The sequence below is a fragment of the Caballeronia sp. LjRoot34 genome, from assembly GCF_964253815.1.
Lineage (GTDB): Bacteria > Pseudomonadota > Gammaproteobacteria > Burkholderiales > Burkholderiaceae > Caballeronia.
Map to the genome: position 1 here is coordinate 583,893 of NZ_CAXUSB020000001.1, position 20,474 is coordinate 604,366.

Annotated in this window: 18 protein-coding genes; 8 read left to right on the forward strand and 10 right to left on the reverse strand. The window is 60.5% G+C overall.

Features of this window, described 5'->3' with window-relative positions; genetic code table 11:
* Positions 1-76: 76 nt before the first annotated feature.
* Complete coding sequence (gene purB / locus ACSQ36_RS02540) at positions 77-1,465, reverse strand: adenylosuccinate lyase (protein ID WP_436180800.1); 1,389 nt, start codon at positions 1,463-1,465, stop codon at positions 77-79.
* 152 nt (positions 1,466-1,617) lie between these two features.
* Between purB and ACSQ36_RS02545 the strand changes: the two genes are divergently transcribed.
* A complete protein-coding gene (locus ACSQ36_RS02545; protein ID WP_213767580.1) occupies positions 1,618-1,863 on the forward strand; it encodes a FitA-like ribbon-helix-helix domain-containing protein in 246 nt (81 codons plus the stop codon).
* Positions 1,860-2,282: a type II toxin-antitoxin system VapC family toxin gene (locus ACSQ36_RS02550; protein WP_436180801.1), complete on the forward strand. Its 423-nt coding sequence runs from the start codon at positions 1,860-1,862 to the stop codon at positions 2,280-2,282. Before ACSQ36_RS02545 ends, ACSQ36_RS02550 begins: the two co-directional genes overlap by 4 nt.
* Before the next feature lie 32 nt (positions 2,283-2,314).
* Here ACSQ36_RS02550 and murU read toward each other — a convergent pair whose 3' ends face one another.
* Positions 2,315-3,007, reverse strand: coding sequence for an N-acetylmuramate alpha-1-phosphate uridylyltransferase MurU (gene murU, locus ACSQ36_RS02555; RefSeq protein ID WP_436183070.1), 693 nt, complete (start codon positions 3,005-3,007; stop codon positions 2,315-2,317).
* A gap of 17 nt (positions 3,008-3,024) precedes the next feature.
* Entirely contained in the window at positions 3,025-4,065 is a 1,041-nt protein-coding gene (locus tag ACSQ36_RS02560; protein ID WP_436180802.1) for an aminoglycoside phosphotransferase family protein, read from the reverse strand.
* A 248-nt stretch (positions 4,066-4,313) separates the two neighbouring features.
* Here ACSQ36_RS02560 and ACSQ36_RS02565 point away from each other — a divergent pair, with 248 nt between their 5' ends.
* From ACSQ36_RS02565 to ACSQ36_RS02590, 6 genes are all read left to right on the forward strand, one after another.
* Entirely contained in the window at positions 4,314-6,692 is a 2,379-nt protein-coding gene (locus ACSQ36_RS02565; RefSeq protein WP_213767583.1) for an LPS-assembly protein LptD, read from the forward strand.
* 124 nt (positions 6,693-6,816) lie between these two features.
* A complete protein-coding gene (locus ACSQ36_RS02570) occupies positions 6,817-8,187 on the forward strand; it encodes a peptidylprolyl isomerase (RefSeq protein WP_213767584.1) in 1,371 nt (456 codons plus the stop codon).
* 11 nt (positions 8,188-8,198) lie between these two features.
* On the forward strand, positions 8,199-9,191 hold the full coding sequence (pdxA, locus tag ACSQ36_RS02575) for a 4-hydroxythreonine-4-phosphate dehydrogenase PdxA (protein WP_436180803.1): 993 nt from the start codon (positions 8,199-8,201) through the stop codon (positions 9,189-9,191).
* 60 nt (positions 9,192-9,251) lie between these two features.
* A complete protein-coding gene (gene rsmA, locus ACSQ36_RS02580; RefSeq protein WP_213767586.1) occupies positions 9,252-10,064 on the forward strand; it encodes a 16S rRNA (adenine(1518)-N(6)/adenine(1519)-N(6))-dimethyltransferase RsmA in 813 nt (270 codons plus the stop codon).
* Between the two features lie 414 nt (positions 10,065-10,478).
* Positions 10,479-11,627 carry a porin gene (locus tag ACSQ36_RS02585; protein WP_213767587.1) on the forward strand — a complete coding sequence of 383 codons (1,149 nt, stop codon included), beginning with the start codon at positions 10,479-10,481 and terminating at the stop codon, positions 11,625-11,627.
* Positions 11,628-11,784: 157 nt separating this feature from the next.
* Entirely contained in the window at positions 11,785-12,729 is a 945-nt protein-coding gene (locus ACSQ36_RS02590) for a LysR family transcriptional regulator (RefSeq protein WP_436180804.1), read from the forward strand.
* Positions 12,730-12,738: 9 nt separating this feature from the next.
* On the opposite strand, the gene ACSQ36_RS02595 is transcribed toward ACSQ36_RS02590, so the two are convergent.
* The 7 genes from ACSQ36_RS02595 to glyQ all read right to left on the reverse strand — a co-directional run bounded on the left by ACSQ36_RS02595 (position 12,739) and on the right by glyQ (position 20,439).
* On the reverse strand, positions 12,739-13,674 hold the full coding sequence (locus tag ACSQ36_RS02595; RefSeq protein WP_436180805.1) for a DMT family transporter: 936 nt from the start codon (positions 13,672-13,674) through the stop codon (positions 12,739-12,741).
* A 553-nt stretch (positions 13,675-14,227) separates the two neighbouring features.
* Entirely contained in the window at positions 14,228-14,614 is a 387-nt protein-coding gene (gloA, locus tag ACSQ36_RS02600) for a lactoylglutathione lyase (protein WP_213767590.1), read from the reverse strand.
* Between the two features lie 177 nt (positions 14,615-14,791).
* Positions 14,792-15,784, reverse strand: coding sequence for a M48 family metallopeptidase (locus ACSQ36_RS02605; RefSeq protein ID WP_436180806.1), 993 nt, complete (start codon positions 15,782-15,784; stop codon positions 14,792-14,794).
* A gap of 96 nt (positions 15,785-15,880) precedes the next feature.
* A complete protein-coding gene (locus ACSQ36_RS02610; protein WP_213767592.1) occupies positions 15,881-16,690 on the reverse strand; it encodes a lysophospholipid acyltransferase family protein in 810 nt (269 codons plus the stop codon).
* Between the two features lie 48 nt (positions 16,691-16,738).
* On the reverse strand, positions 16,739-17,302 hold the full coding sequence (gene gmhB / locus ACSQ36_RS02615) for a D-glycero-beta-D-manno-heptose 1,7-bisphosphate 7-phosphatase (protein WP_213767593.1): 564 nt from the start codon (positions 17,300-17,302) through the stop codon (positions 16,739-16,741).
* An 11-nt stretch (positions 17,303-17,313) separates the two neighbouring features.
* The gene (gene glyS / locus ACSQ36_RS02620; protein WP_436180807.1) at positions 17,314-19,413 is read right to left on the reverse strand and encodes a glycine--tRNA ligase subunit beta; all 2,100 of its coding nucleotides are present in this window, start codon (positions 19,411-19,413) and stop codon (positions 17,314-17,316) included.
* Positions 19,414-19,431: 18 nt separating this feature from the next.
* Positions 19,432-20,439, reverse strand: coding sequence for a glycine--tRNA ligase subunit alpha (gene glyQ, locus ACSQ36_RS02625; protein ID WP_213767595.1), 1,008 nt, complete (start codon positions 20,437-20,439; stop codon positions 19,432-19,434).
* Between the last annotated feature and the right edge of the window lie 35 nt (positions 20,440-20,474).

Below are 20,474 nucleotides of genomic sequence, written 5' to 3' on the forward strand. Positions count from 1 at the left end.
CAGCAAAAAGCAGTTCGAGACAACCTTCCCCGAACTGCTTCTGGTCAAAACACGCGGCTATGGTATTGCTTGAGCGTTACTTGATCCGATTCGCCAATTCGACAGCCTTACCCACATATGACCCGGGCGTCATGGCGAGCAGCAATTGCTTGGCTTCATCCGGAATGGCCAGTCCGCTTATGAACGTCTGCAAACCTTCGCGCGTAATGCCTTTGCCGCGCGTCAATTCCTTCAACTGCTCATACGGATTTTCAACGCCATAACGCCGCATGACCGTTTGCACCGGTTCGGCCAGAACTTCCCAGCAATTATCCAGATCTTCATTCAGGCGTGCGGCGTTCACTTCGAGTTTATCGAGTCCGCGAATCAAAGAGTCATAGGACAGCAGCGAATAACCGAACGCCACGCCAATGTTGCGCAGCACTGTTGAATCCGTGAGGTCCCGCTGCCAGCGCGAGACGGGGAGTTTATCGGCGAGATGGCGCAGCGTTGCATTCGCCAGGCCCAGATTGCCTTCCGAATTTTCGAAGTCGATAGGATTGACCTTATGCGGCATGGTCGATGACCCGATCTCACCCGCTTTGGTCCGCTGCTTGAAATAACCGACGGAGATATAACCCCACACATCGCGATCGAGATCGAGCAGGATGGTATTGGCGCGCGCCATGGCGTCGAACAATTCGGCCATGTAATCGTGCGGTTCAATTTGAATGGTGTACGGATTGAACGTGAGTTTCAGCCGGTCTTCCACCACGCCTTCAGAGAACGCCTCCCAATCGAATTCCGGATAAGCAGAAAGATGCGCATTGAAATTGCCGACCGCGCCATTCATTTTGCCGAGAATCGGCACTTCCGCAATCCGTTCTATCGCGTTTTGCAAGCGCGCCGCCACGTTCGCCATTTCCTTGCCGAGCGTTGTCGGGCTGGCCGGCTGGCCGTGCGTGCGTGCGAGCATTGGCTGCGCGGCATGCGTGTGGGCGAGTTTGATCAGGCGCTCGTGCACGGAGCGCAGCGCGGGCAGCATGACGTGTTCGCGCGCGCCCGCGATCATCATGCCGTGCGACGTATTGTTGATATCTTCCGATGTACACGCAAAGTGGATGAACTCGCTCGCGCGTTCCAGCTCCGGCTGTCCTTTTACGGATTCCTTGAGCCAGTATTCAACGGCCTTGACGTCGTGATTCGTGACCTTTTCAATGTCCTTGATGCGGGAGGCATCGTGCACGGTGAAGCGTTCGGCGAGTTGCAGAAGGAAATTCTCGGACGCTTCGGAAAAGCTCGGGATTTCGTCGAATCCCGCTTGCGACAACGCGATCAGCCAGTGAACTTCGACCTTCACGCGATGTTTCATGAACGCGTATTCGGACAGCCACTCCCGCAGCGCTTCAGTTTTGGCGGCATAACGGCCGTCGAGCGGCGACAGCGCGGTCAGCGCGAAGAGGGTATCGGAACGGGTATCGGACATGGGCAACCGCGAAGAAAAGGCGAAAGGGAAGGAGAGATTTTAACATTTGCGAACCAGTCACCGAATGGCGCGTGTATCAACCTGCTGGCTCGAGATCATTCTATGCATTTTATGATAGCATTGCAGTCAATGACAGCAAAATGGAGTGCCCAATGGCAACGCTGACAATTCGCAACCTGGACGATCAAGTTAAGGCATTGCTTCGTGTGGAAGCTGCCCGGCATGGCCGTTCCATGGAAGAGGAGGTGCGGGTGATCTTGCAGAATGCGGTAGCGGGCACAGCAAACGTTACGGGTTTCGGCAGCCGTATCCATCAACGCTTTGCGAGTCTTGCCGACAACGGTCTGACGCTACCGGAACGGACTGAACGGCCACGGGCCGCTGAGTTTCCGGAATGATTATTCTGGACACGAATGTCTTGTCGGAGCTCATGCGCGCCAACCCCGACGAAAACGTGCTGGCCTGGCTGGATGCGCAAAACTCGCATGACTTGCACACCACGGCTATTACCGTTGCAGAATTGTTGTACGGTGTTGCGCGGCTTCCGCACGGCCAGCGCAAAACCGCGCTGCGCGGCGCGATCGAATCGATGCTTGACGGAGAATTAGCCGGCAAGGTGCTAGCCTTCGACCAAGGTTCCGCGCGTCGGTATGCGGCCCTCGTAGCCGCACGCGAGGCGCAAGGCCGGCCAATCAGTTCAGCCGATGCGCAAATCGCCGCTATCTGCCACAGTTGCGACGCAGTGCTCGCAACGCGAAACGGCAAGGACTTCGAAGCGACAGAAATCCCGGTCATTGATCCCTGGACGGCAGCGTAGCGTGCGGCGTCCGCTTGCGTCCACTTTTGCGTTCACTTGCCCCTCAGTTCGCGATCCAGCGCCTCTAACTGCGCCGCCGTTCCAACGTTCTCCCATCGGCCTTCATACAACTCGCCTGTAGCACGTCCGGCTGCGACCGTTTCCTGGTAATACGGCGTCAATGCGCGCCGTGTGTTGGGCGCGAGATCGCGAAACATGCGGGTATCGTATAGGCCGATATTGCCGAACGTGAAGCGCGGCGAGCCATCAAGAGAGAGCCGGCCATTCGGATCAAGCGCGAAATCGCCGAGCGTATGAAAGGGCGGATTCGGCACCATCACCAGATGCATTGCAGGTTCATCACGCAACGCCATCTGTGCGGCGCGGTCGTGCAAGTGTGTGTAGTCGAATTCGCAGAACACGTCGCCGCTGACCGCCGCGAAAACGGTGGCTTCGCCATGCTTTTCCAGCAGCGGTAAAGCCTTGGCAATTCCGCCCGCTGTCTCCAGCGCGTGTATTTCAGGCGAGTAGCGAATTTCAACGCCCCAGCGCGAACCGTTGCCGAGATTCGATACAAGCATGCGCCCAAGCCACGCGTGATTGATGACGATCGTCTTGAATCCGGCGGCAGCGAGCCGTTCGATTTGCCAGACGATCAACGCTTTGCCACCGGCTTCAAGCAAAGGTTTGGGACGTCTGTCAGTCAGGGGCCGCATGCGCTCGCCACGCCCGGCGGCGAAAATCATGGCTACGTTGAGAGCCGTCAAAACGTATATCCCACATCCACGGCGCGGCCTTCCAGCGTATCGAGCAAGCGGGCAAATGGCCTTAACGGCCTGTAGCGTTCGGACACCTTTCTCGCATAGCCCAAGAACCGCGGCAGATCGGCCAGATATTGCGGCTTTCCATCGCGATGATAAATCCGCGCGAACAGCCCCAGAACCTTGATATGCCGTTGCAAGCCCATCCACTCGATCTGCCGGTAAAACTCGCCGAAATCGGCGTCCACGGGCAATCCCGCTGCGCGCGCGCCTTCCCAGTAATAGACAAAACAATCGAGTTCGAACGCTTCTTCCCAACTGATGAACGCGTCGCGCAACAAGGAAGCGATGTCATAGGTCAACGGCCCGTAAACCGCGTCCTGGAAGTCCAGCACGCCTGGATTGGGCTCGCTCACCATCAGGTTGCGCGGCATGAAATCGCGCAGCATGAAGATTTGCGGCTGTGCCAGCGCGCTTTGAACCAGAACGTTGAACGTGTCGTCGAGTACCTTGCGTTCAGCCGCGTCCAGCGTGTGGCCGAGATGACGCGTCACGAACCACTCCGGCATCAGTTCCATTTCGCGACGCAGAAACGCTTCGTCGAAAGCAGGCAAGACGCCTTCGCGCGAGGTCGACTGAAACCGGATCAAGGTATCGATAGCCGCGCGCATCAGCGCTCGCGCGTTTTTTTCATCGAGTACGGAGAGGTACGTGGTCGTGCCGAGATCCGTCACCAGCATGAAACCGGCATCGAAATCCGTCTCCAGGATCTGCGGCACATGCACGCCGGCCTCGCGCAACAAACCCGCGACCTGCACGAATTCGCGGCACTTCTCAGGCGGCGGGGCATCGACGGCAATCAGGGTCTTGCCGAATTCGAGCCCGGCGTTGCTCGCCAGCCGGAAATAGCGCCGGAAACTGGCGTCGGTGGAAGCGGGCGCCAGCGTGGAAAGATCCAGCCGATACCGCTCGGCCACAGTCTGCAGCCAGTCGTGAAGTTGTGTAAGGCGGAAATTCGAGGAATTGGGGGGATTGGGCGTCATAAACTCGAGGGGTGAAACGTCTTGCCATATAATACCCCACGACTTTTTAAGCATTCCGTTTGCGCCCGGCGCGAAGCCTCCGGCAAGCCATGACGGCTGCCGGTGGTTAAGATTACCGCCCGACCATCCATCGATCGATTCACTTTCGTTCGCAGCGAACCGTCAACTCCGGTGGCGCGAGTTCCGGTGACTGTGCCAGGACGCTCTCGTCGAGCGCCGAGCGTGACGCGATTGAACAGCACTCAAACATGCCGCCACGACAGTTTTCCAAACCAGTTCCATTGCGCGAAACGCGGCTACGCAGACGGCGGCTGTTCGCCGCGCTGATAGCCGTGCCGGGCCTGATGCCGGCGCTCGCGCACGCGCAGCTAGCGGGCGCGGCAGCCGACTCGCAGCCGCTCGGCGACGCCTGGAGCCTGCGGCTTGCGCCGCAGCTCGAAGAGCGGCCGTTGCGCCAGGGCAGCCAGCCGGCCACGTTCGTGCTCGGCGACCACACCACGGGCACGGCCGACCAGGACATGGCCGCGAAGGGTTCGGCCGAATTGCGCCGTAACGTCTCGGTGATCAAGTCGGATGCGCTGCATTACGACCAGGACACCGACATGGCCGATGCTTACGGCCATGTCAGGATCTTCAACAACGGCAATTCGTTCATCGGCCCGGAAGCGCACTTGAAGGTGGAGGCGAACGAGGGTTACATGACGAACCCGAAGTACCGCTTCAATCTCTCGAACGGCTCGGGCAGCGCGCAGCGCGCGGACCTGATCGATGACGAACAAACGCGCGTGGATCACGGCACGTACACGGCGTGTTCGTGCGAGTTGGATCCGGCCTGGTACATCAAGGGTACGTCGTTCGACTTCGATACCGGCGCGAACGAAGGCGTCGCGCACAACGGTGTGCTGTTCTTCCAGGGCTTCCCGGTGTTCGCGAGCCCGTGGCTGTCGTTCCCGCTGACTGGCGAACGGCGCAGCGGACTCTTGCCGCCCACGGTGTCGGTGAATTCGACCACCGGTTTTGAAGTGGAGATGCCGTACTACTTCAATATCGCGCCGAATCGCGATCTGGTGGTCACGCCGCGCCTGATGACACGCCGCGGTATTCAGATCCAGTCGACGTTCCGGTATTTGTCGCCGACTTATTCGGGCACGATCACCGGCGAATTCCTGCCGCAGGACTTGCAGACGCATACGAACCGCTATGCGATCTACATCCAGCACCAGCAGAACTTTGGCGGCGGTTTCGGCGCCTATATCAACTACAACAAGGTCTCGGACAATCAGTATCCGGAAGACCTGGGCAACGCGTCGAACCAGATCATCAACGGCACGCAGGTGCTGTATCAGCAGGAAGTAGGGCTCACGTACAACAACGGACCGTGGTCGATTCTCGCGCACGAGCAGCGCTGGCAGGTGTTGCCGCCGGCGACCTCGCCGTATGCGCGCGAACCGCAGTTGAATGTCCTGTACAACAAGTACAACGTCGGCGGTTTCGACTACGGCGCGGAAGCGGACTACACGCGCTTTACGACCACCATCGCGGACTCCACGGAAGGTCAGCGGGTTGTTTTTAATCCGTACCTGAGCTACAGCGTCACCGGCCCCGGTTATTTCGTTACGCCGAAGATCCAGTATCACTTCGCGTCGTACGACCTGAACGAGATCGGCAGTGCGGCCAACGGTACGCCCGCGGGCCAGCCGAAGAACCTGTCGGAATCCATTCCTACCGTCAGCTTCGACACCGGCCTGGTGTTCGACCGTTCGGTGCGCATCTTCGGGGAGGATTACATCCAGACCCTGGAGCCGCGCCTGTATTACGTGTACACGCCGTACCGCAATCAGGAATTCGCGCCGATCTTCGACACCGGCCAGTCGGACTTCAGCCTCGCTGAAATCTATACGCCGAACACGTACGCGGGTAACGACCGTATTGCCGATGCAAACCGTCTGACGGTGGGCCTGACCTCGCGTTTCATCAACCCGGCAACGGGCGACGAACGCGCGCGTTTTGTGATCGCGCAGCAGTATTATTTCCAGCCGCAGCGCGTCACGATCACGGAAGGCCAGCCGCTCGACCAGGCGAAACACTCGGACCTGATCCTGGGCGCGTCTTTCAAGCTGGGCGCTGGTTTTTCACAGGAAACTGCGTTCCAATATAATGCCGACAACAACCAGTTGGTGCGGTCGAGCATCGGTTTCGGGTTCAGCCCGGCGGCGCGCGAAGTCATCAATATTGGGTATAGGTACACGCGGGCGAACGAAACCACGCTGTCCACTTCGCCGATCAACCAGATTCTGGTTTCGGCACAATGGCCATTGTCGCGACACATTTATAGCGTCGCCCGGGTGAACTACGATCTGGCAGGGCATCGACTCGTCGACGGGCTGCTGGGCTTCCAGTACGATGCCGACTGCTGGACCTTGGGCGTCGGCTTGCAGCGTTACGCAAACGGTATCACCAGCACCGGAAGTAACACTGCCGGGACGCGTATTCTCGCTCAAATGACGTTCAAGGGCCTGTCGAACGTCGATAATGGGCTGACCGCGGCGTTCCGTGCCGGCGTCAACGGTTACACGCCGCCGCCGCCGCCGCCCGCACCGCTCGCGCGTTACACGAATTACGAATGAGCGTGCGGAGTGTGTGCCGGGGAATACGCCAGGGTATAGGCAGGAAGCCGTAGGTACAGGGCAGAAGGGCAACAGGCAACAGGGTCGGTCACCGGCCGCAATCGATGGAGTATCTGTGTCAAACATGAACAAGTTGAAGTGCGCAATGTTCGCGGCAGGTGTTTTCGCCGCAGCTTTACTGGCCGGACCGGTGGCGCACGCTCAGGCGCTGGCGCCCTCGCCCACGGCGGGCGGCGCGCAGATTGCGGACTCTGTCGCGGCTGTTGTGAACAGCGATGTCATCACGGAACGTGAACTCGCCGACCGCACGGGTCTGATCGTGCGCCGCCTGCAACAGCAGAACGCGCCGGTTCCGCCGGCGGATCAGCTGCAACGTCAGGTGCTCGACCAGATGGTGATCGAGCGGATTCAGTTGCAGAAGGCGAAGGAAGACAACATCACCATTGACGACGCGACCGTGCAACGCACGCTCGAGCGTCTCGCGCAGCAAAACCAGATGACGCTCGACGTGTACCGCGCGCGCATCGAGGCGCAAGGGGTGCCCTGGACGACTTTCCAGCGCGATGCCCGCACCGAGCTGACGCTATCGAAATTGCGTGAGAAAGAGGTGGACAGCAAGATCACGGTGTCGGACGGCGAAGTGGCCAACTACGTGGCCAGCCAGCGTGGACCGAACGCCCTCCAGTCCAACGACCTGCATCTCCAGCACATCATGTTCAAGGTGCCGGAGAACGCGTCGCAGGCTGACATTGCCGCTATCCAGGCGAAGGCTGAAGGCGTGCTGAAAGACGCGCAAAGCGGGTCGGACTTCGCCAAGCTGGCCAAGAACAATACGCAGGATACCGACGCAGCCAAGGGCGGCGATCTCGGTTTCCGCACGCAGGCTTCGTTGCCGGCTTCCATTGTGAGCGCGGTTGCAACGCTGCGTCCGAACGAGGTGAATCCGCAACTGATTCGCACCGACGGCGGTTTTGAGATCATCAAGCTGGTGGAGCGCCGGACAGGCCAAGGCCAGGCCGCCGATGCCCCGAAACTCGTGCAAACCCACGTCCGGCACATCTTGCTGCGCGTAGCCGACGGCGTGTCCGAGTCGGCCGCCCGTCAGAAGCTGCTGGAAATCAAGGATGACGTTCAGAAGGGCGGCGATTTCGCCAACTTCGCGCGGACTTATTCGCAGGACGGTTCGGCGTCGCAAGGCGGGGACCTCGGCTGGATCAGCCCGGGCGAAACCGTGCCGGAATTCGAGCGCGCCATGAACAACCTGAAAGACGGTCAGGTCAGCGACCCGGTTCGCAGCGAGTACGGTTATCACTTGATCCAGGTACTGGGACGCCGCGAGGCAGAAGGCTCGGTGCAGCAGCAACTGGACACGGCGCGTCAGGCGATCGGTCAGCGCAAGGCCGAGCAAGCGTATTCCGACTGGCTGCGCGAGCTGCGCGACACCGCTTACGTGCAATACAAGGGCGTCGCGGCTCAACAAGCGCTGAACCAGTAAGGCTTGGCGAGATGAACGCAGCAAGCCGCTCACCGTCGCCATTGTCCATAGCCATTACCACCGGGGAACCGGCGGGTGTGGGGCCTGAATTGACGGTGGCGGCGCTGGCTGAAGCGGCTCAGCGCTGGCCGTCGGTGCGGTTTACCGTGCTTGGCGACCGTGAGCTGATGGCCGAGCGGGCTGGTTCATCGCCGTGGCTTTCAACGGGCGCGGCAATCGAGATCGAGCATCACGCGCTGAGCGTGCCCGTCACTGCTGGCAAGCTGAACGCCGCTAATGGGCGTTATGTGCTCGGCCTGCTCGATGCAGCCATAGACGGGGCGGTGAGCGGTCGTTTCGACGCTATCGTCACCGCGCCGCTGCAGAAAAGCACCATCAACGACGCCGGCGTTCCGTTCACCGGCCACACCGAATATCTCGCTGAACGCACGCATACCCCGCGCGTTGTCATGATGCTCGCGGGCATGGGCGACCGGCCGCTGCGCGTCGCGCTCGCTACCACCCATCTGCCGCTGAAAGACGTGTCGGCGGCGTTGACGGTGGATGGCATTGTCGAGACGTTGAGCATTATTGACCGCGACCTGAAAGCGCTGTTCGGTCTGCCGAAACCGCGCATCCTCGTGACCGGGCTCAACCCGCACGCGGGCGAAAACGGTTACCTGGGCCGCGAGGAAATCGATGTCATCACGCCCGCGCTGCTGCAAGCGCGCGCGCTGGGCATCGACGCTCCCGGTCCCTATCCGGCTGATACCTTGTTCCAGCCGCGTTATCTCAAAGACGCCGATTGCGTGCTCGCCATGTTCCATGACCAGGGTTTGCCGGTCCTGAAATTCGCGACGTTCGGCGAAGGCATCAACATCACGCTGGGGCTGCCGATCATTCGCACGTCGGTCGATCACGGCACTGCGCTCGATCTGGCCGGTACGGGCCGCGCCGATCCGGGCAGCTTGATAGTGGCTATCGACACAGCCGTCGCCATGGCGCGCCACCGCCGCACAGCCTGATTTCTTTTGCCTCGTTCCTTGTCTGTTTCCTTTTCATTGCGGTTTTAATCGGCTTCTCCGATGTCCATCAAGCACCAGGGCCACTTCGCGCGCAAGCGCTTCGGGCAGAACTTCCTCGTCGATCAAGGCGTGATCGATTCGATCGTCGACACCATCGCGCCCAAGCGCGGCGAACGCATGGTCGAAATCGGCCCGGGTCTTGCCGCGCTCACCGCGCCGCTGGTCGAACGGCTCTCCACGCCCGAATCGCCGCTGCACGCGGTAGAACTGGATCGTGATTTGATCGGACGGCTTGAGAAGCGGTTTGGCAATCTGCTGGCGTTGCATGCCGGCGATGCCCTCGCGTTCGATTTTGGTTCGCTCGCGCTGGAAGGTGAAAAACCGTCGCTGCGGATTGTCGGGAATTTGCCCTACAACATTTCCAGTCCGCTGCTGTTTCACCTGACGGCGTTCGCGCCGAAAGTCATCGATCAGCATTTCATGCTGCAGGACGAAGTGGTGGACCGGATGATCGCCGAGCCGGGCAACAAGGACTTTGGCCGCCTGACGGTGATGCTTCAGTATCGCTATGCAATCGATAAGCTCATCGACGTTCCGCCCGAATCCTTTAATCCGCCGCCGAAAGTGAATTCCGCGATCGTGCGGATGATTCCCTTCGCGCCGCATGAGTTGCCGGACGTGGATGACAAGGTTCTCGGCGAAGTCGTGCTCGCAGCGTTCTCGCAGCGGCGCAAGATGATGCGCAATACGCTGGGCGTGTATCGAGATCGCGTGGATTTCGATGCGCTGGGATTTGACCTTTCACGCCGCGCGGAAGAAGTGCCCGTGGCCGAGTTCGTGAAACTGGCGCAGGTGGTGAAGGCGGCGCAGTAGTCGCTTTTAAGGCCGCAGGCGGGTTTCGATAGCGCGTGTGGTGTTTCCGCCTGAGCGTGCCTCGCCGGTCGCGCCAAGGCAGTTTTATCAGGCCGCGATCCCCCTTGCTGCCGCTCCTTTCGTCTTTTTTATCTCATTATTCCGGGTTCGCTGACGCGAATCTCGCGACCTCTGTCCGCTCCTCTTTTCTTCTCGCCTTCATGCGGCCACTGCATCCTCGCGATGCAAGAAATGCACTGGAGTTAATCCCATCGCTGGTCTCAAATTGGCAGCGCAAACGCGCAGAAAGACTCTTGTAAGGGGCAATCGCTTCAGCGGCATGACGCGGGTGCATCGGAGACGGCAACGACTTCTTTGATTCGTGGCGATACAGGCGAGGCCTGATCGTCGCATGACGACATCACGAGGAGACGTATGAACAGGTCGGGACAACTTAAAAAAACGGGTGGATTGGGAAAATGGTGCAAGGTGACTTACGCGTTGCTGCCCGCCGCGTTCGCCTGCGAAACGAGCCACGCACAATCCAGCGTCACGCTCTACGGCATCGCCGACGTGAGTGTGCGCTATCTGTCCAATGCCGACACACGGGGTAACGGCCGCTTCCTGATGGGACCCGGCGGCATGAGCGAGAGCCGCTGGGGCATCAAGGGCGTTGAAGATCTGGGCGGTGGCTGGTCAACCTTCTTCAAGCTCGAAAACCGCTTTCTCCTGAACAACGGCCAGAGCGACACCACCATGCCGTTTTTCAACGAAGCGCAAATCGGCCTGCAGTCGTCGACGTATGGACAGGTCGTGTTGGGCCGTCAGTACAACGTGATGATCGAAGGTATCACCATGGGCGGGTACTCCAGCAATCCATGGATTCCCTACGACTTCAACTTTCAGCCCGAAGTCACCATGACCGGCGGTATCTGGAGCAGCAACCAGATCCAGTATCACGGCAGGTACAAGGACTTTCGCATCTCGACCGCCTATTCGTTCAGCGGCAACGCTGGTCATATGGCATATGGCAGCCAGTACGGCGTAGCAGCAGCCTACGCGCCGGCGAACGGCCCATTCACGCTCGGTGGAGCGTTCAAGGAGACGAAGGACTCGCTCAACGGCAGCAACGCAAAGGCGTGGACCGTTGGCGGTTCGTACACGTGGGACAAGACGCGTTTCGCGCTGGGTTATATCGTCAATCAGAACGACAAGGGGTTCTCCACCTTCGCCAACGGACCGTTCGCCGCGCCGGGACTCGCCGCGCTGAAATACTCCGACTTCAAGCGGCGCAGGATGATACTCGGCGGCGTTACGCAGCAAGCAGGTGCATGGCACTTCGCCGCAAACGTGTGGCGCACGCTGCAGGCCGGCAAGACCCAACCGCAGGACGGCTCGGCGTGGCAATTTCAACTGGTCACCGATTACGACCTGTCCAAGCGCACAGACGTGTATCTGGAAACCGATTATTCACTCTATAGGGGCGATCTGATCGGCTCTCAGTTGCAAGGGGTCAACGCTGTCAGCCTCGCGCAGAAAAGCACGCAGCTTGGCGTGATGGCCGGAATCCGGCACAAGTTTTGAGCCGGGACCGGCGGCATCCGGCGCGGGACGCCGCCGGTTTTTTGCAATTTTTCACGAACGTCCGGCGCCGGTATGCGCGGCTCCGTGGCAGCAGGAGGTGATATAACCACCCGGCTCCGAAACCAGCGATCAATTATTTAGGGTTCCGTTTTAAATCATGCATGAGATCAATTCGCGTCGCCTCGCGCATATGGTTGCGCTCGCCGAAGAGGGTAGTTTCGCGCGTGCGGCGGAGCGGGTTCATCTGAGCCAGCCCGCGCTTAGCCGCAGTATCCAGGCGCTGGAAGACGAGTTCGATATCAAGCTCTTCGATCGCGCAGCGCGCGGCGTCGCGACAACCGCCGCCGGCCGGATGCTGGTCGAACGTGCCCGGCGCGTGCTGTTCGAAACACGCTGTCTTTTTCGCGATGTCGAGCTGATCAGGTCGGACGCGCTGGGCGAAGTGAGAATCGGAATGGGGCCTTATGCCGCCGCCATCCTGTTTCCAGATTTACTGGTCGAATGTGCACGGCAGTTTCCAGCTACCAAGGTATCCGTACAAATAGCAGAAGCCAGTATGCTGATGCAAAGCCTGCGCTCGGAGGACGCTGACTTCGTGGTGATGGATCGTCGTGAAACGCCGGCTGCGCCCGATGTCACCACCCATCGCCTGGCCAGTCACGACGGCGGCTGGTTCGTGCGCCCCGGTCATCCGTTGCTCGCGCGTGCGCCGGTGCCGTTGGCGGCATTGCGCGAATTCCCCATGGTGTCCGTGCCGCTGTCTGCGTTCATGGAAGACGCGTTGCGCCGGCTGCTGAAGTTTCGCGCGCACGAGGCCGTTCCCGTGCAGTTGGAATGTAGCGATGTCACCGTGCTCAAGGATGTAGTCGCGCGATCCGATGCCGTGATGTTCTGCACGGCTTCAGTGTTACAGCGAGACCCCGATGGCCAGCGCCTGGTGCGCGTGTCGATTGTTCATCCGCGCAAACTGGGGCTTCAATTCGCGCTCGTTTGCCTTGCCGATCGAACGCAATCCGCCGCGGCGGAGGCGGCGCTCACGCTTGCCGGGCAGATCATGAATGACGCCAGCCGCGCCGCGCAAGCGGCCGGGCGTGCCCGGTAGCCGGCCTTTTCAGGTACGCCGCCGTCCGGCGGGTGCATTGACGAGCGCAATGCCCGTGACAACCAGCGCCGATGCAAGCATGAAACGCGTAGTGAGCGTTTCCCCCAGCAGCACGACGCCGAACGCGACACCGAAGATGGGCGTGAGAAACGAGAATACCGAGAGCCGCGACGCCATGTAGCGCGTCAGCAGCCAGAACCACGTGAGATAGCTCAGGAACGCCACCACGATCGCCTGATACGCGAGGCTGGCGACGGCAGTTGGTGTGATCGTGCTCACATGCGTTTGCCCGAGCGCGAAGGCGAGCGCAAGCAAAACAATGGCCGATACCGCGAGCTGATAGAGGAGCGTCTTGCTCGCGCTTGCACGAGCGAGCGGTGATGCGCGGATGACGACCGTTGTCGCTGCCCAGAACACGCCGCCGAGCACGCCGAGAGCATCGCCGGCGGTGCCTTGCCATGTCGATGCGCTGCCCGTTGCCGGGTGCAGGAAGCCATCGGCGAAAGCGAGTGCGATGCCGCCGAACGCAAGCGCTATTCCCGCCCACTGCACCCGCTTCAGCTTTTCGCCCGCGACGAACCAGTGCAGGCCAAGGGCCATGAAACACGGCGCGGTGTAGAGAAAGACGACCATGCGCGTGGCGCTGGTCAACGTCAGTCCCAGGAAAATGCACACGAACTCGCCGCCGAACAGCACGCCGGCAAGCAGGCCGGATGCGAGGGTGCCATCGCGGCGAAACAGCGCGACGCCGCGTGAACGTGTCCATATCCAGACAAGGACTGTCGCGATGGTTGAACGGATGCCAGCCTGAAGCAGCGGCGGGAAAGAGCCGTTCGCGCCCTTGATGGCGACTTGCTGGAAACCCCACACTGCGCATAACGCGATCATCAACAGGATGGCGGTGGCGTCGGGCGCGCGGCGCAAGGGCAGGGCTTTGGTGCTCATTGAATTATTGTGGTTTAACCGGTTGCTGAGCCAAGTCTCTGGCGCATTCTGCCATCGATGGCGTAAGGCTGTCATGCGGGCGCGTTGCGCATGGAGTCAGCGTTACCGGCACTTGGTGCGCGGCCCGGCAATGTCGAGTGACTAATCTTGGCGCGTTGTGCGCTGCACGAAAATGGGGGAGCGCTGGCGTTTGTTCACTTTGTTCACGCTGAATAGATCGCGCTGGTGAACATCAATAATTCAGGATATCTGATGATAATTCGCGAAAGGTCCACATCAGGCGGAAACGAATGAGGCTCCCGAAGGAGCCTCAAACAGCGCGGGAGCGCTTGGCTGGAAACCTGCATGCCAGCACGGCTGGACCCTGCTCGCGCAGGAGGCAGATAGACGTCCTTGCGAACCCCGTAAGCCTACCTATCTGTAACCGGTGAAATCTCGCGCCATCGAAAAGCGCCATTTTTTTGGGGCGGGGAGCAACCAATGCAAATGTGACCGTCGCAGAAAGTCTGGAGATAAGCCGCCATCGCTGGCAGGTCGTTACCCCTAAACCGCCTCAAGCATGCTTCTCGATCAACTCGACCTTGTAGCCGTCCGGATCTTCAACAAATGCGATCACCGTCGTCCCGCCTTTCACCGGACCGGCTTCGCGCGAGACCTTGCCGCCGGCTTCACGGATGCGATTGCACGCTGCCGCCGCGTCGTCTACTTCCAGCGCGATGTGGCCGTAAGCCGAGCCCAGATCGTACTTGTCGACGCCCCAGTTGTAGGTCAGTTCGAGCACGCTGGTTTCGCTTTCATCGCCATAACCGACGAACGCCAGCGTGTATTTGTACTCGGTGTTTTCGCTTTGACGCAGTACTTTCATGCCGAGGATGCGCGTGTAGAAATCGATGGATCGCTGCAAGTCGCCGACTCGCAGCATGGTGTGAAGAAGTCGCATGATGGGGTTCCTGTGGGGAATGTCGATGGAACGGGTGGTCCGCTTTACCGTGTCTTTTACTGTGTCTCAGCGAACAACGCGCACGATTAAAACGGCCACATCCAAAATTGTACCGCCCGCCGCAAAGGCTCGCAGCGCGATGCCCTGTACCGCTCCGCGCTCCCCGCTCACGAAGCGTTAAAGCAGGGGCAGCAATTCGGGCGGATGATGCTTAAGCGTATGCCGCGCTTCGCGGAAATCCGGGAAAATGGATTCGACGGTGGCCCAGAAGCGCGCACTATGATTCATCTCTCGAAGGTGCGCGAGTTCGTGCGCGACCACGTAGTCGATAACATGCACGGGGAAATGAATCAGCCGCCAGTTGAGGCGGATCTTGCCGTCGCTGGAACAACTGCCCCAGCGCGTAGCTGCGGACGACAACGCGTATGCCCTGAACTCCACGCCCAATTTGGCCGCATACACGGGCAACCGCTCTCCAAAAACCTGCAACGCCTGAACATGCAGCCAACGTTGCACGCGCTCGCGAATGAGCTGACCCTCTGCCAGTGCGGGAAGGCCGAGCCAGAGCACGTCACTTTCTGTATCGAAGGCCGGTTGCGTCGCGCTCTTGCCCGTCGTACCCGGCGCCGCGGTCATCATGACAGTGACGGTCCGCCCGAGATACGGAAGCTGCGCCCCATCCTTCCATTCAATCCGCGGTACCGCGCGTTGCTCCACGCGCGTTTGCCATTCGGTGAGCTTCTTGAAGATCCACTTTTCCTTCTCGGCAATCGCGCTTTCTATTGCCCCGATCGTCACCCAGCGCGGCGCGGTAATCGCGAGACCGGTACCGTCGATAGTGAAGCCGATCGTCCGGCGCGACGAACGTTTCAAACGGTAATCGAGCATCTGCGAACCGAGCACGAGTTGCCGACTGCGCGTGCCGTCGGGCGCAACGGGTTTGCGCAGAGGCGGCGCGGGTGTGCTTGCCGTCTCGGTTGTATCGGTCGGCGCGATCTCGCCACGCAATGTTGCTGGCATGGCAGGGGCGGGTGAGGCAGGTGCGCCCGACGCAGCAGGCGATGGTGCCGCACTCGACAGCCTCGGCTCACTGGGGAGGTTGAGCGGCAGGTCGAGTTGCGGGTTGTCGAGCGCGGCAGCGGGACGCTGTCGCGAGGGAGTCTTCTGCATCGGCTCAGCTTGGCGCACGCGGCGCAGGAATGACGGGAAGAACGACACTAACGATAGAAACAAACGTAACGAACGTAGCGATAACGACACCAGGGTCTACAGGCCGGTAGCCGCGCCGTGAGACTTGGACTCTGACTTAGAGTCAGACTTAGCGTCAGCCTTGGCGGCGAAACCATCGGCGGGACCGTACGCGTCCGGATCAATGCGACGCATTTCCGCTTCGATCCAGCGCTCCACGCGCACGTTGACTTCATCCGGCGTGAGGCCTGTCGTGTCGATCGGACGACCGATCGACATAGTGACTATACCCGCATATTTGAGAAACGATTTCCGCGGCCATACGTGTCCGGCGTTGTGGGCAATCGGGACGACCGGTGCGCCCGCCGCGCACGCGAAACGCGCACCGCCTGACTTGTACTTGCCCTGCTGGCCCACGCGTGTACGCGTGCCTTCCGGGAACATGATGACCCATGCTCCCTCGGCCATGCGCTCGCGCCCTTGCCGCGCCACCGATGCAAACGCATCCTTGCCCTGACGCCGGTCGATATGAACCATCTTCAGCATGCCCATGGTCCAGCCGAAAAACGGTACAAACAGCAACTCACGCTTGAACACATAGCAGAGCGGCCGTGGCATCAACGCGGGGAATGCCAGCGTTTCCCAGGCCGACTGATGCTTCGACAACAGCACGGCCGGACCGTCGGGGAGATTCTCCATGCCTTCGATCCGGTAGCGGATGCCGTTCAGGTATCGCATCACCACGATGCACGACTTGCACCAGTACGCCGCCATCCAGTATCGCTTTTCAGCGCGCATGAACGGGAACACGAGGAAGCACGTGCACGCGTACGGCACCGTATAAACGACGAAAAAAACCATCAGCAACAGCGAACGAATGAAGCGCATCGGCTTGAATAAGTCTTATGTGATGTGACGAAAAAAACCAGCGTCAGGTCAGTCTTGATGTGCGGCGAGGAAGTCGAGCGCGAAGGTGCGCAGGTCGTCGTGTACTTTCGTATTCGACGGAAGATTCCCCGCTGCCAGCGTTTTATGCCCCTTGCCGGTCAGCACCAGATGCAGCGCGAAGCCGAGCGCCGCGCCTGCCTGCAGATCGCGCAGCGAGTCGCCGACCACGGGCGTGTCAGCAGGATCGATCTCGAAGCGCTCGATGATCTGCTTCAACATGCCGGGCTTTGGCTTACGGCACTCGCACTCGTCTTCCTGCGTATGTGGACAGAAAAACACCGCGTCTATACGGCCACCCACTGCCGCCGCCGCCCGGTTCATCTTTTCGTGCATTGCGTTGAGCGCGGCCATGTCGAACAGACCACGGCCTATACCCGATTGATTCGATGCAATCGCCACGCGGTAACCGGCCTGGTTCAAACGCGCGATTGCTTCCAGGCTGCCGGGGATGGCAACCCATTCGTCGGGCGATTTGATGAATGCGTCCGAGTCGACGTTGATCACGCCGTCACGATCGAGAATCACCAGTTTCTTGTTTGCGTTGGTCGGCATGGTGTGGCGCATCAGGTGGCAAGCTTCGAAATGTCCGCGACGCAATTCATCTGCTGATGCAGTGCGCCGAGAAGAGCCAGGCGGTTACTTCGCAGCGCCGGATCTTCCGCGTTCACCATCACGTCGTTGAAGAAAGTATCCACGGCGTCGCGCAACGCGGACAGCGCCGACAGCGCTTCCGTGTAGTTGCGCTCGGCCAGTTGCTTTTGCACGCGCGGCGCGACTTGCTCGAGCTGAGCGTACAGCGCCTTTTCGGCCGCTTCTTGAAGCAGCGCTGGCTGCACACTCGACGGCACGGCTTCCGCCGACTTCTTCAGGATATTCGAGATGCGCTTGTTCGCCGCGGCAAGCGATGCGGCTTCCGGCAACGACGCGAATTCGCGCACAGCGTCCAGACGCGCGACGATGTCGTCCAGGCGCGTGGGGTTCAGACTCAGCACAGCGTCGATTTCAATTGCGTTGAAACTACGCTCGCGCAGCACGCCGCGCAACCGGTCCATGAAAAACGCGTAGATGGCGTCGGTTGAATCGACGACTTGCGGCATGCCGGCGAATTGCTTGTGTGCGATACGCAGCAAGTCGAACAGGTCGATGGCAAGGCGCTTTTCCAGCAGGATGCGCAACACGCCGAGCGCGTGACGACGCAGCGCGAACGGATCTTTCTCGCCGGTTGGCTGCAGGCCGATGCCCCAGATGCCGACGAGCGTTTCCAGTTTATCGGCCAAAGCGACGGCGCTGCTCACGCCGTTGGGCGGGGTTTCATCGCCGGAGAAACGCGGCTGATAATGTTCCGAACACGCGAGCGCGACTTCTTCCGCCTCGCCGTCGTGGCGCGCGTAGTACGTTCCCATGGTCCCTTGCAATTCCGGGAATTCGCCGACCATGTCGGTGATCAGGTCGGCCTTCGCGAGCAGGGCGGCGCGCCTCGTGACGGTAGCATCCACGCCGATCATGGGCGCGATTTCGCCGGCCAGCGCTTCAAGCCGCTGCACGCGTTGCAACTGCGAACCGAGCTTGTTGTGATACACCACGTTCGCGAGCAGCGGCACGCGGTCGGCGAGGCGTTTCTTCTTGTCCTGCTCGAAGAAGAACTTGGCGTCGGCCAGACGCGGACGGACCACGCGTTCGTTGCCTTCCACAATATCGCCCGGCGTCTGCGTGTCGATGTTCGACACAATCAGGAAACGCGAACGCAGCTTGCCGTGATCATCAGTCAGCGCGAAATACCTCTGGTTCGTCTGCATGGTGAGGATCAGGCATTCCTGCGGCACTTGCAGGAACGACTCGTCGAAACGGCACTGATACACGACCGGCCATTCGACCAGCGCATTCACTTCGTCCAGCAACGACTCAGGCATGACCACGCGATCTTCACCCGCGAACGCCAGCAATTGCGTGCGGATGGATTCGCGGCGGTCGTCGAAACTCGCCACGACCTTACCTTTCGAGCGCAGCGTCTCGGCGTAATCATCGGCGTGCGTGATCGCGACAATCCCTTCCGACATGAAGCGATGCCCCAGCGTGGTGTCGCCGGAGTCGATGCCGAGCGCGCTCACCGGCACGATTCTGCGGCCATGCAACGCGACCAGCCCATGCACCGGCCGCACGAACTGCACGCTAGTGCCGTCGGGGCGTTGATAGGTCATCAGCTTCGGGATTGGCAACTTGCCAAGCGTTTCTTGCAGCGCGGTCTGCAGGCCGTCGGCAAGCGTTGCTCCGGGTGCCGCGTAGCGCAGGAAAAACGCTTCGGCCTTGCCGTCCTGGGCGCGTTCGAGGTCGCCGATGGGGAAATCGGGGAAACCCAGCGCCGCGAGTTTCTTCGCGAGCGGCGCGGTGGGCTGGCCGTCTTTGTCCAGTGCGACGGAAACCGGCAGCACCTTCTCGCGTACTTGCCGTTCCGGCGCGACTGCGCGCACGTTCTTGATGACCACGGCGAGACGTCGCGGCGTGGCGTATTTTTCGAAACTCGCTTCGCCTTCAATCAGGTCGCGCGCGGCAAGCCGCTGCACAATCCCTTCGGCAAACGAGGTACTCAGGCGCGCGAGCGCTTTCGGCGGAAGTTCTTCGGTCCGCAACTCGACGAGCAGCGATGCAAGGTTGGTTTCAGTCATTGTTATGTCGTGCTCTGGTCAGGCCTGATCGATATTGCGCTCGACCTTCAGCGCCGGCGCCCACGCGGGCTTGGCGGCATCTTGTGCGTCCGTGGTGAGTCCGGCCGCGGCGTGTACGGGGTTGCCCAGCATCGGGAAACCGAGCGCTTCACGCGACTCGTAATACCCCTTTGCAACGGCACGCGACAAATCGCGAATCCGGCCGATATACGCCGCGCGCTCCGTCACCGAAATCGCGCCACGCGCGTCCAGCAAGTTGAACGTGTGACCGGCTTTCAGCACGAGCTCATACGCGGGCAGCGAGAGCTTCGCTTCGATCATCTTCTGGGCTTCGGCTTCGTAGCTCTTGAAGAACGTGAACAGCAGGTCGACGTTCGCGTACTCGAAGTTGTAGGTGGATTGCTCGACTTCGTTCTGGTGATAGACATCGCCATACGTCAGGCGGCGCAGTTCGCGGCCGTTCGGCGTGTCCTCTTCCCATTCGGTCCACACGAGGTCGTAGACGTTCTCCACTTTCTGCAGATACATGGCGAGCCGTTCGAGACCGTAGGTGATCTCACCGAGCACCGGCTTGCAGTCGATACCGCCGACCTGCTGGAAGTACGTGAACTGCGTCACTTCCATGCCGTTCAGCCAGACTTCCCAGCCGAGGCCCCATGCGCCGAGCGTTGGATTTTCCCAGTCGTCTTCCACGAAACGCACGTCGTTCTGCTTCAGGTCGAAGCCAAGCGCCTCAAGCGAGCCGAGGTACAGGTCGAGGATGTTTTCGGGCGCGGGTTTCAGCACCACTTGATACTGGTAGTAGTGCTGCAGGCGGTTCGGGTTGTCGCCGTAACGGCCATCCTTCGGACGCCGGGACGGCTGGACATACGCCGCGCGCCACGGTTCCGGGCCGATAGCGCGCAGGAACGTGTGAACGTGCGAGGTACCCGCACCGACTTCCATGTCGATCGGCTGGAGAAGCGCGCAACCCTTGTTATCCCAATAGGATTGCAGCGTCAGGATGATTTGCTGAAAAGTGAGCATGAATGCCTTTGAAGCGTGCCTTCGAAGCTTGGGGC